Below are 16,554 nucleotides of genomic sequence, written 5' to 3' on the forward strand. Positions count from 1 at the left end.
TTGCCTGGCGATGGCTGCAGCGAGGCTCGCCGTCAGGAGCTTCGGCTGGTGGGTATTGGCGAGGAGCGACGGAGCTCGGAAGGTAAAGGCCCGCCAGTGGCGGGCCTTTCTCATGTTGCTGGTGCAGGGGTTCTGGCGATGGAAGCGCCCTGGCTGGCTTCAGCGCGCCGCCCAGGCGTTGAAGCGTTGTTGCAGCTGCTCGCCGTGGTCGGCCCAGAAGCTGGCGTTCATGGCCAACTGCTTGTCCAGGTTCTGCGGCGCGCTCGGCAGGTCGCGGGCCTGGGCGGGGGCAATCTCAGCGGCGGCGGCGAGGTTAACCGGGCCGTAGGCGATATGGTCGGAGTAGGCCTTCTGTTGCTGGGTCTGCAGGGCGAATTCGATGAACTTGCGGCCTTCGGCGGCGTTTTTCGCGCCCTTGGGGATGGCGTAGGTCTCGATGTCGTAGATGCCGCCGTCCCACACCACCTTCAGATTGGTTTCGTTCTGCACCGCGGCGATGCGGCCGTTGTATACCGCGCTCATCACCACGTCGCCGGACATCAGGTACTGCGGCGGTTGCGCGCCGGCTTCCCACCACTGGATGTATGGCTTGATCTCGTCGAGCTTGCGGAAGGCACGGTCCTGGCCCTCCTGGGTGGCGAGCAGGTCGTAGATGTCCTTGTAGGGCACGCCGTCGGCCATCAGCGCGTATTCCAGGGTGTACATCGGACTCTTGCGCAGGCCGCGCTTGCCCGGGTACTTCTTCACGTCCCAGAAGTCAGCCCAGCCGGTGGGTGCGACTTTCAGCTTGTCGGCGTTGTAGGCCAGCACCGTTGACCAGACGAAGATGCCGGCGCCGCACGGCTGGATGGCGCCCTTGACCAGCTTGGGCGCCATGGCGGCGATGGCCGGGTCGCTGCCCAGTTCCTCCAGCAGGCCGTCGTCGCAGGCGCGGGTCAGTTCGGGCATTTCGAGCTCGACCACGTCCCAGGTGACGCTGCCGGTATCGACCTGGATCTTGACCTTGGCCATCTCGCCGTTGAACTCGTCGGCGATGATCTTGCTGCCGGTCTGGGCGCTGTAGGGCTCGTAATAGGCTTTCTGTTGCGCGGCCTTGTTGGCGCCGCCCTGGGAGGCGACGGTGATATCGGCCAGGGCAAGGCCGGAAAGACCGGTCAGGGGGAGGCAGGCGAGGGAAAGGACAACGGCGCTGCTCAGAGACTTTGGCATTGTTATGGGCTCCGATGGGGCTTCGTGAGGCTGCGTGAAGACAGGGGGCCGGGTGTCGGTGACGACACGGCCTGTGCTCCAGTCTCCGCGCGGCGCGCTCGGCGAGACATCAGACAGATTTACAAATCGCTCTTGGGTGGTTCATACCTTTGTACGGATTTCAGCTCGCGCGCCCGATGTGATCCTTGCCCGGCGCCCGCGATCTGTGTGCAGAACCACCGTCTGTTGGAGACCCCATGCCCATTTCCATACAGGACATCATTGACGATCCCGCCCTGGCGACCCGCCTGGTGGCCGGCGCCAGCCATGCCAGCAGGAAACTGCGCTGGGCGCATGCGTGCGAGTTGCCGGACCCGGCGCAGTGGCTGGGCGAGGGCGAGCTGCTGATGACTACCGGCATAGGCATCCCGGCGGGTGCGGAGCCCCAGCGCGACTATGTCGAACGGTTGGCCGCGGCCCGTGTCGCCGGGCTCATGCTGGGTGAGAACATGCAGGCGCCCAGGAACATCGAGTCGCTGCTGGCCACGGCGCAACGCCTGGACTTCCCTCTGTTGCTGATCCACAAGTCGGTGCCGTTCTCGGCGGTGGCGCGGGCGATCATCGACACCAGCAAGCAGGAGGAGCTGGAGCGCCGCGGCGCGGTGACGCGCATCTATGAGAGTGCCCGCATGGGCTTGCGCAATAACGGCCTGGAGTTTCTCCTGCAACGCCTGGCCGCGGATCTGCGCACGTGCCTCTATCTGTTCGACGCCCAGACCCTGGAGCCCTGGCATCCGGGTCTTGCGCCTTTGCCGTCAGGCTGGCGCGAGCGCCTGGGCAGGCGCAGCGGCACAGCAACCACAGTGACCCGGCATGCCTCCGAGGAGGGCGAAGCGTTGTCCATGGCGCTGCCATCGATTCCGGCGTGCAAGGTCCTGGCGTGCGGCGGCCTGCTCGACTACGGCCTGCTGCACCATGTCACGGCGGTGCTGGGCATCGAGTTGGAGCGCCAGCAGGTCGAGCAGGAGCGGCTTCTGCGTCAGGGCTGGGAGCTGCTGGATGATCTGCTGCGGCAGCGGCTGAGCGAGCGGCCTGCCCACGAGCGCCTGAGCGCGATGGGCTTCCCGGTGGGCAAGGCGCTGTTCGGCATTGCCCGCTGCCAGGCGGAACTACCCGAGCGCTGGAGCCAACGCCTGCACCTGCAGGGTGTGGCGGTGCTGGCGCGGGCCCAGGGCGAGGAACTGATCCTGCTGCTGGCGAGTGCCGATTCGGCGCAGACGGTACAGCAGGCGCTGGATTGCCCGCTGGGGCTGTCCGACCCCCTGGGCCACGCGGGGCGCACCAGCGAGGCGCTGCGTGAAGCGCGCCTGGCCCTGGCGCACACCTCGGCCAGTTGCCCGCTGGCGCACTATGCGCGTTCCGCCGGCGAGCTGCTGTGGCTGCCCTCCAGCCTGGAGGAAGCGGTGCTGGTGCACCGCCGGGCGCTGGGAGCGCTGGCCGACTATGACGGCGAGCACGGCGCCCAGCTGGAGCACACCCTGCTGGTGTTCCTGGAGCAGAACCGCTCGTGGCAGAAGACTGCCGAGCGGCTCAGCGTGCACCGGCAGACGCTGGTCTATCGCATCCGCCGGATCGAGGAGATCACCGGCCTCTCGCTGGACTCCACCGAGGACGTCGCGGTGCTCTGGATTGCCCTTCGAGCGGCGCAGATCGCCGGGATCGGTGCCGGCCTCAAGGGATGATCACGAAGCTCTTGCGCAGGGTTTCGCGGATGTCCCAGGTGCCCTGGCAGTCTGCCGGAAAGAGGATGGCGTCACCGGCGCGCAGCTCGATCGGCTCGCCGCTATCGGGAACGAAGAAGCCGTGGCCGCTGATGAAATGGCTGAACTCGCGCTGCAGGATCTGCCGGCGGAACCGCCCCGGCGTGCACTCCCACACGCCGGTGAGCAGGCCGCCCTGGCCTTCGGCGGCATGGGTAGCCGCCTCGGCGATCGGCGAGCCGACCGGCTCCTTGGCCGGCACGGCGGCAGGGAGGTCGAAGCGGGCAGTGTCGGGCAGGTGGATCGGCTGGTTCATGGCGTTCTCCTCGCGCACTCAGGCGCTCTTATCTTCCAGGCCCACGGGGGCGAACTTGGCCAGTCGCAGGTCGATCCACGACGGCTTGCGGTTCTGTGCCTCGGCCTGCTCCTTGCGCTGTACCGCGCCGCGCACCATCAGGCCGCCGACATAGCGCACCGGCTCGGGCGGGAAGCGCTTGGGCTGCCGGCCGACCAGGCCGCAGCGGCTCCATTCGTCGTTGCGCCCCAGCACCAGGCTGGCAAGGATGCGTGCGCCCAGGCGGGTCGGTCCGACGCCGTTGCCGCTCCAGCCGATGCCGTAGAAGATGTGGGGCGCGCCGTCGAGGTGGCCGAACACCGGCATGCTGTCGTAGGTGCGGTCGATCGGGCCGCACCAGGCATGGGTGATGGCCTCGTCGGCGAGGTTGGGATAGGTGCGGCGGAAGTCCTGCTCGGTTTCCTCGGTCAGGCGCGGGTTGTCGTCGAAACTGTCATCAATCCGGCTCGCATAGTTGATCATCCCGGTGCCCTTGCCGAAAGCGATGCGGCCATCCTGGGTGGTGCGGTAGAAGTCCACCATCAGTTGCGAATCGGTGATGGATTCGCCGCCGGTCCAGCCGATCTGCTCCAGCCGTTCGGGCATGGGTCGGGTCGCGACTATGGTGCTGGTGACCGGCAGGACCAGGCGGCTCAGTTCCGGGATCTGCGCGGCCCAGGCGTTGGTGGCGAGCACGACGCGTGGCGCGGTCACCGAACCTTCGGGAGTGCGCAGCACGGCCGGCTGGCTGCGCTGGATGTCGTCCACAGGGGTGTTCTCGAAAATGCGCACGCCCTTTTCCAGGGCGACCCGGCGCAGACCGCGGGCAAGGCGGGCGGGTTGCACGGTGGCGTTGCTGTCCTCGATCACACCTTCCAGGTGTTGGCGCGAGCCGGCGCGGCGCTCGACTTCGTTGTCCGGCAGGGTGCGGAACACCTGGGCGCCGAGGCTCTCGCAGGTGCGCTGCACACCTTTCCAGGAGCCGCGCTGGGCCGCGGTGGTGGCGGTCCACAGCCACCCGCCACGGCGAAAGTGCGCATCGATGCCATGCTCTTCGCAGAACTGGCCGATCTCCGCGATATTGGCCTCCGAAGCGCGAGCCAGGCGTAGCGCTTCCTCCTGGCCGCACTGCGCCACCAGCGAGCTGATCTTCGGCCACCAGGACATGACAAAGCCGCCGTTGCGACCGGAGGCGCCACCGCCGCAGATGTCCCGCTCGAGGATCACGATGCGGCATGTCGGGTCCAGCTCGAGCAGGCGCAGGGCGGTCCACAGCCCGACGAAGCCGCCGCCGATGATCGCGACATCGGCATCGAGATGCTCGCGCAACGGTGCGGAAGGGGTGAGTTCGTCGGCGATTTCCTGGAGCCAGAGCGAGCGTTTCATGGCGAGAGTCCGTGGGTTGTTGTTTCCCCCTAATCTCGCTGGAGTGGGCCTGCGTACCTATCATCCATTCCTAACGTTCAAGCACTGCCGTTTCATACAAATGCTCAAATCGCGCCCTTGGCCCAGCGGTCCCGTGGCAGTTCATAACAGAGCCACTGGACGGGTGTGCCGGAGAGGTCCAGCACCGCCTCGTAGGCCAGCTCCGCGCCCAGTTTCGCCGTGCCTTTCTGCGAGCGGATGTTGCTCGGCGCGATGTGGAACCACACGCGCTCGAACTGCGCGAAGGCGTGGCCGAGCATCAGCGACTTCAGCTCGCGGTTGGTCGCGCCGCCCCAGTAGCGGTGGTTGATGAAGGTGAAGCCGATGCCGATGTCGTCTGGCTGGTCCGGCACCGGGTAATAGCGCGAGCAGCCGATGGCTTCGCCGCTTGCCCGGTCGAGGACCAGCAGGCAGCCGCCGGCGTGCACCAGAAACTGGAAGTAGGGCTCGAAGACCTCGCGGCGATAGCGCTCGGTGGCCGGGTGGCCGGCCCAGGTTTCCGCTGAGTTGGCGGCAGCGTAGAGAGCGTCGAAATCCTCTGCGCGTAACGGACGCAGGTGCAGGGTGTCGCCGAGCAGGGTCGGCTGGTCATTGAAGGTGGTCATGCCGGGCTCCGGGATAATGGGAGCCCAGCTTACGTGTGGATTGGCCTGTAGCAGAGTGCCAATCGCAAGGTCTTCGAGGGTGCCAGTGTGCGTGTCAGTCGGCGCAGATTTCCAGGATCGCCCGCGCCGCAGCGTCGGTGCCGCGCGAGGCCTGCATCTGTTCGCGCACGGCGGTCAGTCGTTGCTGCATGGCAGTGTCCGCGAGCAGTTCGGCCAGCGCGCCGGGCAGCGCCACGAGCGGATTCTCGAAGCGCGGCAGGTAGCGCGCGACGCCGACTTCCTCGGCGCGCCGGGCGTTGTCGTGGCCGTCCCAGCAGTAGGGAATGATCACCGACGGCAGGCCGAAATACAGCGCCTCGCAGAAGCTGTTGTTGCCGCCATGGTGGATGAACAACTGACACTCGCGCAGTACCGCAGGCTGCGGGTACCAGCTGTCGAGGTAGACGTTGTCCGGCACCGTGTCGTAGTGCTCGCGGTAGGCGCCGACGTTGATCAGGAAGCGGTAAGGCAGTTGCGCCACGGCGTCGATCAGCCGGCGCATCATCGCTACGTCGGCGGCGCCCAGGCTGCCGAAGCTCACGTAGATCAGCGGCGCGTCGTCATGCCGGGGAAATTGCGGCGGGATGTACGGCGCCTCGCTGCGCACGCAGCCGTCGAGGTACAGATAGCGCTCGGCCGGCAGCGGTTTTTCGCGCTCATAGCGCACCGGTGTCGGCGACAGCAGCAGATTGAGCCAGGGCGAATCCTCGAGGAACTGGCCGGCGGGCAGGGCGGGGTGGCCGCACTCCGCGAGGAAGCGGGCGAAGCGCTCGTGGGCCGCTTTCGTTGCTTGCAGGTAGTGCTCGCGATACGTCGCGCAGGCCGTTGCATCGCTGCTGCTGGCGCCGGACAGGTAGGGCGGCACGGCGGCGTCGGGCAACTCGGTTTCCGCGCACGAGACCATGCGCACCCAGGGACAGCCGGCGGCCGAGATGGCCGGGAAACTGACCACGTTGTCCAGCACGATGGCGTCGGGCTTCAGCCGGGCGAGCAACTGCTGCAGCGGCTTCTCCGACTCGATGGCGGTGTCGATGATGGCTTCCCAGGCCGGCGCCACATAGCTGTCGATCTGCGCCAGGGGCGGCTGGTCGAAGTAGGGGACGTTGCGCTCGATGAAGCGCTCCCAGTAGTGCTGGTGGTCGGCGGCGGAGAGCGGCGAGTCCAGCTGCAGTGGGTACTCGGCGAAACCGTACTCGGCGAAGATGCCCTGGAAATGCGCGTGGCAGATGAACACCGGGCGCGCGCCGAGCTCGCGCAGGGCCTGGGCGATGCCAATGCAGTTCAGCGCGGCGCCGAAGCTGGCTTCGGGGAAGAAGGCGATGGTTCTTGTTCTTTGCGTCATGGGCACATCCGGGTGTTGCTCACGGGCACTGCGTGAAACTGATACTGCATTTTTTCGTTAAAAAAAACACCATGAGTGAAAAATACTTAGCGGCGTGCCCCGGCAAATGACTGCGGAATCCCGCGGTTGGCGGTCTGCGGGCGCTGCGCGAAGGACAGCCGCAGGTGCAGGCGCATCAGGTCCGCGGCGATTTCCAGCTGGCCGCGCTCGATCTGCTCGATGATCCGCAGGTGCTCGCGCAGGGCTTCCTGCAGGCGGTGCACGCTGACCATCGGCAGCAGGTTGGGCAGGCGGCGCAGACGCTGGTGCTGCAGCAGCGAGTCGCCAACGAAGCGGTTGCCGCAACCCTGGGCGATCAGCTCGTGGAAGCCGATATCCAGTTCGCGGAATTGCGCCACGTCGAAGCGCTCGATGGGCGCGCCGAGCAGCTCTTCCATGGCGCCACGCAGCAGGGCGAGGCGCGCCAGGTCCGGGTCGAAGCCGGGGGCAAGCAAAGCTTCGGGTTCGAGGATCAGGCGGTAGCGCAGGCTGTCTTCCAGCGCCGCGAGGTTGTTCAGCAGCGGGCGGAACGACCAGCTCTGCCCGGCGCCGCGTTCCAGCACCTGGTCTTCGCTGAGCTGGGCCAGCACCTTTTGTGCGGCGACTCGGTTGATGTCATAGCGGCGCATCAGTTCGCTGGCGCTCAGGCTGTTGCCGAGGCGGCCGGCCATGCGGTCGCGCAGGACCGAGGCGGCGAGGGCTTCCTCCTCGGCCTGGGGCAGGGCGGGGCCCAGCACCTGGGCAGAAGGGTCTGCCGAAAGCCGATAGCCCTTGCCCGGCTCGTGGGCCACCAGTTGCTGCTCCAGCAGCAGGTCCAGGCCGGCGCGGATCAGCGTGCGCGATACGCCAAAGGTGCGTGCCAATTGCTGCTCGGACAGGCCGTCGCCATCCCCCAGCCCAGTGTCCTGGGCGTGCTCGATGATCCGCCGGGCCAGTTCCAGGTGGTTGGTGCGTGGTCTTTTCTCGGTGTCCTTGCTCAAGCGGCTTCTCTCCAGCGGGCCCCGGCAGGCTTGTTGGCGCGGGGCGACCCCTTATGCCACAGCGGGGGTGGTCCAACAAGAATATGGAAATGGTTGTAGGAAATTGTTGACTTCGCCAGCGGTTCGGTTTTTATTTTGAAAAAAAGACATGTAGTACGCTTTTCGTTCCGCTGCCGTCGACACACAAAAACAACCATCGTCAGGTGCGCAAGATGAAGCTGAAGACCATGCTCTACGCAGGGGCGACCCTCGCGCTCACGCTGTCCGCCACCACGGCCAGTGCCAAGGATCTGGTGATCTCCATCTGGGACGGCTACATGGCCCCGGATAACCTGGAGAAATTCCAGAAGGCCACTGGCCTCGAAGCCGACAAATCCCTCCACGCCACCAACGAAGAGATCATGGGCAAGCTCATGGCCTCCGGTGGTGAAGGCTACGACGTGGTGTTCGTGTCCTCGCCCTTTGCGGAGATCCTGCACAAGCAGGGCCTGCTCGCCGAGATCGATCCGGCGAAGGTGCCGAATCTCAAGAACCTCTACCCTGAAGCGCAGAAGCTCGAGTACGACGTCGGCAACCACTTCTCCGTGCCTTACACCTGGGGCACCACCGGCATCTGCTACCGCTCGGACAAGGTCAGCCCGGCACCTTCGAGCTGGAGCGATCTGCTCAAGCCCTCCGACGCTCTCAAAGGCAAGACCACCATGCTGGCCACCGACCGCTGGCTGCTGGGCGCGGGTTTCCTCGCCAATGGCTGGTCGGTGAACGACGGCAACCCGGACCAGATCAACGCGGTGCGCGACCAACTGATCGCCACCAAGAAACGCCTGCTGTCCTTTGACGACACCACCTTCTACTCCAAGCTGGCTTCGGGCGAGGCGCTGATGGCCCACGCCTGGGACGGCTGGTGCAACTACGGCACCCAGGCCAACGAGTCGATCAAGTTCGTCGTGCCCAAAGAGGGCTCCGACCTGTGGGTGGACACCATGGTCGTGCTGAAAAGCTCGAAGAACCCGGACGCCGCCTACCGCTTCATCAACTACATGCTGGAGCCGGCGAACCACGCCTGGGTCGCGGAAAACATCCTCTACAAGGTACCCAACCAGGCGGCGATGGCGACCCTGAAGCCGGACCTGCTGGCCAAGTACCCGAACCTCACCACCACGCCGGCCGAACTGGTCAAGCAACAGCAGTTGCGTGATGTGGGTGGCTCGACGCAGAAGGCGTACACCCGCGCCGTAACGGAAATCATGGCCGCCCAGTAAGGCCGATGGGGCGTCGCACTGGCGCCCCGCAATTCTCTCCGGAATAACCCTGAAGCACCCCGCCTGGCGTGGGGTTGGGGGAACTACGCATGACCGCTTTATCCGCCGACCGCAAATTGTCGGCCTGGCTGCTCGCGCCCGGTCTGGGCTGGCTGGCCCTGTTCCTGCTGCTGCCGTGCCTGCTGGTGCTCGTCTACAGCTTCCTCGAGCGCGGTGCCTACGGCGGCATCGACTATGTGTTCACCTGGGAAAACTACCGCCGCGCGGTGGACCCGCTGTACCTCGACATCCTCCTGCGCTCGGCGAAGATCGCCGGCCTGGCCATGTTGTTCGCGGTGATCATCGGCTACCCGGCGGCCTACGCCATCACCCGCACCACGCCGCGCCGGCAGGCGGTGTACCTGTTCCTGGTGATGCTGCCGTTCTGGAGCAACTACCTGATCCGCACCTACGCCTGGATCGTGCTGCTCAACCGCGAAGGCCTGCTCAACCGACTGTTCAGCCTGCTGGGCTACAGCGGCGAGCCGATCAGCCTGCTCTACACCGACGCCACCGTGGTGCTCGGGCTGGTCTACAACTACATCCCCTTCGTCATCCTCGCCATCTACAGCTCGCTGTCGCGCATCGACAATGAGCTCTGGGAAGCCTCGCGAGACCTCGGCGCCTCCGGCTGGACCACCTTCCGCCGGGTGATCCTGCCGCTGTCGGTGCCGGGCGTGGCCGCCGGCGCGGTATTCGTCTTCGTGCTCTCCATCGGCAACTTCATTACCGCCGACCTGCTGGGTGGCAAGCAGGTGCAGATGGTCGGCAACCTGATCTACGCGCAATTCCTCACCGCGCGGGACTGGCCTTTCGGTGCGGCGCTGAGCTTCTTCCTGATCGGCATCATGCTGCTGTTGCTGTTCATCCAGGCCATGGTCTCGCGCCGGGCCCAGGGCGCGGAGGGCGAACGCCATGCGTAACTCATCCGGCATCGCCCTCGGCACACACCTGTGGCTGGTGTACGCCTTCCTCTATGTGCCGATCCTGGTGCTGATCCTGCTGTCGTTCAATGCCAGCGGCCTGCCCACCGCATGGGGCGGCGCGTCGCTGAAGTGGTACGCCAAGCTGCTGGCCAACGCGTCGATCCAGCACGCGGCGCTGAACACGCTGATCGTCGCACTGACCTCCACCTTCATCGCCTGCGTGCTCGGCACCTTGCTTGCGCTGGGCGTGGAAATGCGCGCCCGCAGCAGCGGCAGGAAAGGCAGCAACATCGCCGACACCCTGCTGATGGCGCCGATGATCATCCCCGATATCGTCCTGGCCATCGCGCTGCTGAGCTTCTTCAACCTGCTGAAGATGAGCCTGGGGCTGCACTCGATCATCCTCAGCCACGTGGTATTCAACATTGCCTTCGTCTGCGCGGTGGTGCGCACGCGGCTCAAGCACTTCGACTACTCGATCCTCGAAGCCAGCATCGACCTGGGCGCCGGCTGGTTCACCACCGCGCGCCGTGTGCTGTTGCCAGCGATCTTCCCCGGCGTGCTGGCCGGCGGGCTGCTGGCGTTCACCCTGTCGGTGGACGAATTCATCATCGCCTTCTTCAACTCCGGTTCCGGCAGCGCCTCCACCACGCTGCCGATGCAGATCTACTCGATGATCCGCTTCGGCGTGACCCCGGAAATCAACGCCCTCGCCACCCTGGTGATGCTGGTCAGCTTCACCGCGCTGTTCGCCTCCCAACGTCTGAACAAGGTGCCCAAAGCCCATGACTAAGTCTTCCGACCTGCTGGTGCTGGACCAGGTCAGCAAATCCTATGGCGAGGGCCTGACGGCGGTGGACCAGGTGTCCCTGGCGATCCGCGAGAACGAGTTCTTCGCGCTGCTCGGCCCGTCCGGCTGCGGCAAGACCACGCTGATGCGGATGATCGCCGGCTTCGAGACGCCCAGCTCCGGCGCCATCTATCTCAACGGCCAGGACATCTCGCCGCTGCCGCCGAACAAGCGGCCGCTGAACCTGATGTTCCAGTCCTACGCGCTGTTCCCCAACATGACCGTGCGCAGCAACATCGCCTATGGCCTGGAGATGGAGAAGCTGCCCGCCGGCGAGATTCGCCAGCGCGTCGACGCGGTGCTGGAAACCGCGCAGCTTGGCCCGCTCGCCAACCGTCGCCCGGACCAGCTTTCCGGTGGCCAGCGCCAGCGCGTCGCCCTGGCCCGCGCACTGGTCAAGCGCCCGCGCGTGCTGCTGCTGGACGAACCCCTCGGTGCGCTGGACAAGAAGCTGCGCGAGAAGATGCAGCTGGAACTCAAGCGTCTGCAGCACGAGAGCGGCATCACTTTCATCATGGTCACCCACGACCAGGAAGAAGCCCTGGTCATGTCCGACCGCATGGCCGTGCTGCGTGACGGCAAGGTCTGCCAGTGCGGCAGCCCCAGCGAACTCTACGAGAACCCGGGCAGTCGCTTCGTCGCCGACTTCATCGGCGTCAGCAACCTGATCGAGGGGCGGCGCGTGGGCACCAATCGCCTGCAGGCCGGCGACCAGGTGCTGAACATCGAGACCACCGCCGAGTCGAGCCCCGAGAGCGTGACCCTGGCGCTGCGCCCGGAACGTCTGCGCGTGCTCACCGATGCCACGCCGGCCACCGACAACCAGATCCATGGCGAGGTGGCGGAGGTCGCCTACCACGGCCTGGACACCAACCTGCACGTGAACACGGCGCTCTCCAGCAAGCCGCTGATCGTCCGCGTGCCGTCTTCGGACTACGACTTCTTGCGCCTTGCCGCCGGCATGCCGGTGCGCCTGGGCTGGGATGCGCGGCACGGCCGCGTGCTGACTCACTGATTGCTTCAAGAACAAGACTTACAGGAGAGCACCATGAGTAGTGAACGCAAGGTCATCGCCTTCTTCCCCGAGGCCGCCTACGGCCCGGCCCTCAATTCGGTAGGCATCGCCCAGGCCTGCGAGGCGCTGGGGCACAAGGCGGTGTTCCTCACCGATCCGGGGATGACCGGGGTGTACTCGGCCTACGGCTTCGAGGAGCACTACGTGAACATGTCCGAGCCGATGCCGGCGGAAGAGATGGCGCGCTACTGGACCGACTTCATCAACGGCCACATCCCCAACTTCCGCAAGGCCCCGATCGACCAGCTCGACAACTACGTGAAGGAGTGCTGGGAGGCCATCGTCTCCACCTCCAAGTGGGCGCAGAAGGAGTTGCCGGCGATCCTCGACCGGATCAAGCCGGACCTGATCTGCGTGGACAACGTGATCCTCTTCCCGGCCATCAAGCATTACGGCAAGCCGTGGGTGCGGATCATCTCCTGCTCGGAAAACGAAGTGCATGACCCGGACATCCCGCCGTATCTGTCGGGGATGAGCGTGGAGGACAAGGACGGTCACGCGCGCTTCCAGAAACGCTTCGAAGAAGTGATCGCGCCGATCCATGCCGACTTCAACGACTTCCTCGCCGAGTGTGGCGAGCGTCCGTATCCGCTGGGCACCTTCTTCGAAGAATCGCCCTACATGAACCTGCTGTTGTACCCGGACCCGGTGAAGTTCCAGCGCCGCCATCCGTTGCCGGCGCGGCAGTTCCACTACCTGCAGGGCTGCGTTCGCACCGACAAGCCCTACGAGATCCCACAGTTCAAGGCGCACAACGACAAGCCGCTGCTCTATGTCAGCTTCGGGAGCCTGGGTTCGGGCGATGTCGACCTGCTCAAGCGTCTGGTCACCACCATCGGCAAGTTGCCGTACCGCGCGCTGTTCAACGTCGGCGAGCACGTGGAGAAGTACACCGACCTGCCGGACAATGTGATCGTCTCCAACTGGTACCCGCAGCCCTCGGTGATCGCCCAGGTCGACGGGGTAATCCACCACGGCGGCAACAACAGCTTCACCGAGTGCCTGTTCTTCGGTAAGCCGGCCATCGTCATGCCCTACGTCTGGGACGGCCACGACAATGCCATGCGTGCCCAGGAAAGTGGCCACGGCCTGCGCATGGACCGCTACGACTGGAGCGAGGAAGACCTGGCGCGCAATATCGCCCAGTTGCTGGGCGACGAACTGATGAAGGGGCGCCTCGCGCGCACCAGTGACTACATGCGTTCGCGCAAGGGCCCGGAAGACGCCGCGCGTATCCTCGACCAGCTCGCCCAGGGCAAGGCGGTGAACCATGCCTGAGTGCAAGAGCCCCTTCTTTAATGGCGCCGCCAGCGCACCGTACATCCGCGGTGCCCGCGACTATGACGACCTGGTGGACTGGGGCGTGCAGTCCGACGCGCTGGAGGGCGTCTCGCACTCCAGCGGCCGCCTGCTGTTCAAGGGCCCGAACAACAGCCCGGAAACCGGCCTGTGGGTCTGCACCCCCGGCCGTTGGCGGCTGTCGATTCCACGTGACGAGCTCTGCCACTTCGTTTCCGGGCGCGCCACCTATCGCTCCGACGAGGGCGAAGTGATCGAGGTCGAGCCCGACACCCTGGTGCTGTTCCCGGCCGGCTGGACCGGCGAATGCACCGTGCACACCACGTTGCGCAATCTCTACATGCTGGCGTGATTTCGTAGGGCGCATAACGCCCCAAGCGTTATCTGCCGTCGATCCTGCGCCGAACCCATCGGCGGATAGCCGCAAGCGGTTATTCGCCCTATGCCTTATCCGGCCGCCCGAGTGGGTGGCCATTGCTGGAGAAAGACATGAAGACCCCCGTTATCCATCGCCCGCTGCAAGTCACCGAACTCAAGGACTGGGGCGTAATCCCGACCATGCTCGAGGGCGAGTCCCATGTCAGCGGCGTGGTCCTGCACAAGGGGCCCGAAGGCCAGTCCGAATGCGGCATCTGGCACTGCACGCCGGGCAAGTGGTTCTGCCACGTGACCAGCGACGAGTTCTGCCACTTCCTCGAAGGCCGCTGCACCTACGTGCACGAGTCCGGCGAGGTGATCGAGATCGAGCCGGACACCGCGGCCTTCTTCCCAAAGGACTGGAAGGGCGTGTGCACCGTGCACGAGACCATCAAGAAGGTCTACATGATCCGGTGATGCCATGAACCTGCCTTGCGAAACCACCCGTACCGCCGCCCGCGAGACTTTCCTGGCGAGCAGCGGCCTGGCCGGCGCGGCCATCACCGCGCTGCCGGCGGATGCCTCGGCGCGGCGCTACTTCCGCGTCGACGGCAGGGGCCTGCTGCTGATGGACTCGCCACCCGGCGCCGAGCCGCTGGCACCCTACCTGCGGGTGGCGCAACTGCTGCGCGACTGCGGGCTGTCGGCGCCCGGCGTGCTGGCCGCCGACCGTGAACTGGGCCTGGCGCTGATCGAGGACTTTGGCGACGCCACCTACACCCGGCTGTTCGCTGCCGGCCACAACGAGACGGAGTTGTACCGTCTCGCTGTGGATGCCCTGGTGCGCCTGCATCGCGCCGGCCCACAAGCAGCCGAGGGCGTACCGGCCTACGACGGGCAGAAGCTGGCTGAGGAGGCGGTGCTGTTCATCGACTGGTATGCGCCGCTGCTGGTCGGCGAGAAAGCCGCTGCGCAACTTCGCGAGCGCTATCTGACGGAATTCGCCGCGCTCTGGCGTGACGTGTCCCTGCGCCGCGAGGTGCTGGTGCTGCGTGACTACCATGTCGACAACCTGATGCTGCTGGAGGGTAGGGCGGGCGTGGCGGCGTGCGGGCTGCTGGACTTCCAGGACGCGCTGTTCGGCGCACCGGCCTACGACCTCATGTCGCTGCTCGAAGACGCGCGCCGCGACATCCCCGAAACCCTGCGCGTGACCCTGCTCACCCATTACCTCAGCCAGCGCCCGGAAGTGGACGGCCGGCGCTTCATGACGGATTTCCAGGTGCTCGCCGCGCAGCGCCACGCCAAGGTGCTGGGCATCTTCGTGCGCCTGGCCAAACGCGATGGCAAGCACGGTTACCTCAAACACCTGCCGCGTGTGCTGCGCCTGTTCCAGCGCGCGCTCGACAACGAGCACCTGCGTCCGCTGGCGGCGCTGCTCGATTCCCATCTGCCGAACTGGCGCCAGCCGCTGGAGAGCGACGTGATCGCCCAGCGCCTGGCCTCATCCGAATCCCTGCGGAGCATTCCATGACCGACTTCCACGTTGATCTGCCCCTGCGTTTCATCGGCCCGCATTACCAGGGCGTGGCGACGCAGCGCGTGCGCGACATCATCAACCCCGCCGACCTCATCCAGGTCGGTCGCATTGCCCTGTGCGATGCGCAGGACGTAGACGCTGCCATCGACGCGGCCAATGCCGCCCAGCGCGAGTGGAAACGCGTGGACGCGAAATCCCGTGCGGCGATCCTGCATCAGCTGGCGAATGCCATCGAGACCGACCAGGCCACCCAGCGCGAAGTGGCGCGGTTGATGACCCTGGAAATGGGCAAGCCATTCCCCGAGGCCATGGGCGAGCTGGCCAACTGCGCGCCGATCTTCCGCTACTACGCCGAGATGGCGCGCGACGAGGCCGGCAAGGTGGCCGGCACCACGCAGCTCGGCTCGTTCCAGCATGTGCGCTACGAGCCCTATGGGGTGAGCGTGCACATCATGCCGTTCAACTTCCCCATCCTGCTGATGTGCTGGACCTTGGCTGCCTCGCTGGCGGCGGGCAATGCCTGCATCGTCAAGCCGGCGGAAAGCACCACGCTGTGCACGCTGAAATTCATGGAGCACTTCAAGGTACTGCCGGCGGGGATGATCAGCTGTGTGCCTGGCGATGCCAGCACCGCGCAGCGCCTGGTGCAGTCCGAGCGCACCCACGCCGTGGCCTTCACCGGCAGCGTGGCTGCCGGCAAGGCGGTGGCGGTGGCCTGTGCCGAGCGGATGAAACCGGCGGTGATCGAGGCCGGCGGCAGCGACCCGATGATCATCTCCCGTCATGCGCCGCTGGAAGTCGCGGCGGCTGGCGCAGTGACCGCCGCCTTCCACCTGAGTGGGCAGATCTGCACCTCGGCGGAGCGTTTCTATGTGGTCGATGAGGTGCATGACGAGTTCGTCGCCCGCTTCGCCGAGCGCACCCGCGCGCTGCGCATCGGCCACGGGCTGGAGCGCTCCGAGATCGGCCCGATGGTCAGCGAGGCAGCCCGCGCCAAGGTTATCCGCCTGGTGGACGACGCCATCGCCAAGGGCGCCACGCTGGTCTGCGGCGGACGCGTCCCGGAACAGTTCCCGGTGGGCTGGTACTACGAGCCGACCATCCTCACTGACGTCACTCCGGCCATGGCGATCTTCCACGAGGAGTGCTTCGGTCCGGTGGCGGCAATCTGCAAGGTGAAGGATTTCGACGAGGCCGTGCGCCTGGCCAACGATTCACCCTTCGGCCTGGGCGCCTCGCTGTTCTCCACCGACCTGGCCGAGGCCATGGAAGCGGCGGACCGCCTGGAAGCGGGCATGGTCTGGGTGAACAACCCGCTGATCGATAACGATGCGCTGCCGTTCGGTGGCTGGAAGATGTCCGGCATGGGCCGCGAGCTCGGTCGCCAGGGGCTGGACGCGTTCCGCCGGTCGAAGATGGTGATCATCGACCACCAGCCGCAGATTCATTCCTGGTGGTATCCCTATAGCGACGAAGTGTTCTACCAGGGCTGAT

16 protein-coding genes are annotated in these 16,554 nt (G+C 65.9%); 10 read left to right on the forward strand and 6 right to left on the reverse strand.

What is annotated here, in order from left to right; translation table 11 throughout:
- Positions 1-159 precede the first annotated feature (159 nt).
- On the reverse strand, positions 160-1,209 hold the full coding sequence (locus ACNFH5_RS26145; RefSeq protein ID WP_416751109.1) for an ABC transporter substrate-binding protein: 1,050 nt from the start codon (positions 1,207-1,209) through the stop codon (positions 160-162).
- A gap of 236 nt (positions 1,210-1,445) precedes the next feature.
- On the opposite strand from ACNFH5_RS26145, the gene ACNFH5_RS26150 reads away from it, so the two are divergent.
- Entirely contained in the window at positions 1,446-2,930 is a 1,485-nt protein-coding gene (locus ACNFH5_RS26150; RefSeq protein WP_416751111.1) for a PucR family transcriptional regulator, read from the forward strand.
- Here ACNFH5_RS26150 and ACNFH5_RS26155 read toward each other — a convergent pair.
- The 5 genes from ACNFH5_RS26155 to ACNFH5_RS26175 form a co-directional block, all read right to left on the reverse strand.
- Entirely contained in the window at positions 2,920-3,264 is a 345-nt protein-coding gene (locus ACNFH5_RS26155) for a cupin domain-containing protein (protein ID WP_416751113.1), read from the reverse strand. The two genes, ACNFH5_RS26150 and ACNFH5_RS26155, sit on opposite strands and share 11 nt — an antisense overlap.
- An 18-nt stretch (positions 3,265-3,282) precedes the next feature.
- Positions 3,283-4,668: an NAD(P)/FAD-dependent oxidoreductase gene (locus tag ACNFH5_RS26160; protein ID WP_416751115.1), complete on the reverse strand. Its 1,386-nt coding sequence runs from the start codon at positions 4,666-4,668 to the stop codon at positions 3,283-3,285.
- A 104-nt stretch (positions 4,669-4,772) separates the two neighbouring features.
- Positions 4,773-5,312 (reverse strand): GNAT family N-acetyltransferase, encoded by a 540-nt coding sequence (locus tag ACNFH5_RS26165; protein ID WP_416751117.1) that lies wholly within the window; start codon positions 5,310-5,312, stop codon positions 4,773-4,775.
- 94 nt (positions 5,313-5,406) lie between these two features.
- Positions 5,407-6,693, reverse strand: coding sequence for a glycosyltransferase (locus tag ACNFH5_RS26170; protein ID WP_416751119.1), 1,287 nt, complete (start codon positions 6,691-6,693; stop codon positions 5,407-5,409).
- Positions 6,694-6,779: 86 nt separating this feature from the next.
- Positions 6,780-7,712, reverse strand: coding sequence for an FCD domain-containing protein (locus tag ACNFH5_RS26175; protein WP_416751121.1), 933 nt, complete (start codon positions 7,710-7,712; stop codon positions 6,780-6,782).
- Between the two features lie 212 nt (positions 7,713-7,924).
- Here ACNFH5_RS26175 and ACNFH5_RS26180 point away from each other — a divergent pair, with 212 nt between their 5' ends.
- The 9 genes from ACNFH5_RS26180 to ACNFH5_RS26220 all read left to right on the forward strand — a co-directional run bounded on the left by ACNFH5_RS26180 (position 7,925) and on the right by ACNFH5_RS26220 (position 16,553).
- Complete coding sequence (locus tag ACNFH5_RS26180; protein ID WP_017519222.1) at positions 7,925-8,974, forward strand: polyamine ABC transporter substrate-binding protein; 1,050 nt, start codon at positions 7,925-7,927, stop codon at positions 8,972-8,974.
- Positions 8,975-9,063: 89 nt separating this feature from the next.
- A complete protein-coding gene (locus ACNFH5_RS26185) occupies positions 9,064-9,936 on the forward strand; it encodes an ABC transporter permease (protein WP_084357710.1) in 873 nt (290 codons plus the stop codon).
- Complete coding sequence (locus tag ACNFH5_RS26190; protein WP_416751124.1) at positions 9,929-10,732, forward strand: ABC transporter permease; 804 nt, start codon at positions 9,929-9,931, stop codon at positions 10,730-10,732. Before ACNFH5_RS26185 ends, ACNFH5_RS26190 begins: the two co-directional genes overlap by 8 nt.
- On the forward strand, positions 10,725-11,804 hold the full coding sequence (locus ACNFH5_RS26195) for an ABC transporter ATP-binding protein (RefSeq protein WP_416751127.1): 1,080 nt from the start codon (positions 10,725-10,727) through the stop codon (positions 11,802-11,804). Before ACNFH5_RS26190 ends, ACNFH5_RS26195 begins: the two co-directional genes overlap by 8 nt.
- Before the next feature lie 33 nt (positions 11,805-11,837).
- Positions 11,838-13,142 carry a nucleotide disphospho-sugar-binding domain-containing protein gene (locus tag ACNFH5_RS26200; RefSeq protein WP_416751129.1) on the forward strand — a complete coding sequence of 435 codons (1,305 nt, stop codon included), beginning with the start codon at positions 11,838-11,840 and terminating at the stop codon, positions 13,140-13,142.
- Positions 13,135-13,515, forward strand: a complete 381-nt coding sequence (locus ACNFH5_RS26205; protein ID WP_416751131.1) for a cupin domain-containing protein — start codon at positions 13,135-13,137, stop codon at positions 13,513-13,515. Before ACNFH5_RS26200 ends, ACNFH5_RS26205 begins: the two co-directional genes overlap by 8 nt.
- Positions 13,516-13,652: 137 nt before the next feature.
- Positions 13,653-13,997 carry a cupin domain-containing protein gene (locus ACNFH5_RS26210; protein WP_017519228.1) on the forward strand — a complete coding sequence of 115 codons (345 nt, stop codon included), beginning with the start codon at positions 13,653-13,655 and terminating at the stop codon, positions 13,995-13,997.
- 4 nt (positions 13,998-14,001) lie between these two features.
- Positions 14,002-15,054 carry an aminoglycoside phosphotransferase family protein gene (locus ACNFH5_RS26215; RefSeq protein ID WP_416751133.1) on the forward strand — a complete coding sequence of 351 codons (1,053 nt, stop codon included), beginning with the start codon at positions 14,002-14,004 and terminating at the stop codon, positions 15,052-15,054.
- Entirely contained in the window at positions 15,051-16,553 is a 1,503-nt protein-coding gene (locus ACNFH5_RS26220; protein ID WP_416751135.1) for an aldehyde dehydrogenase family protein, read from the forward strand. The genes ACNFH5_RS26215 and ACNFH5_RS26220 overlap by 4 nt, the downstream gene beginning before the upstream one ends.
- The last annotated feature ends 1 nt before the right edge of the window (position 16,554 follow it).

This window comes from Pseudomonas sp. NY15435, assembly GCF_048068295.1.
Taxonomy (GTDB): Bacteria; Pseudomonadota; Gammaproteobacteria; order Pseudomonadales; family Pseudomonadaceae; genus Pseudomonas.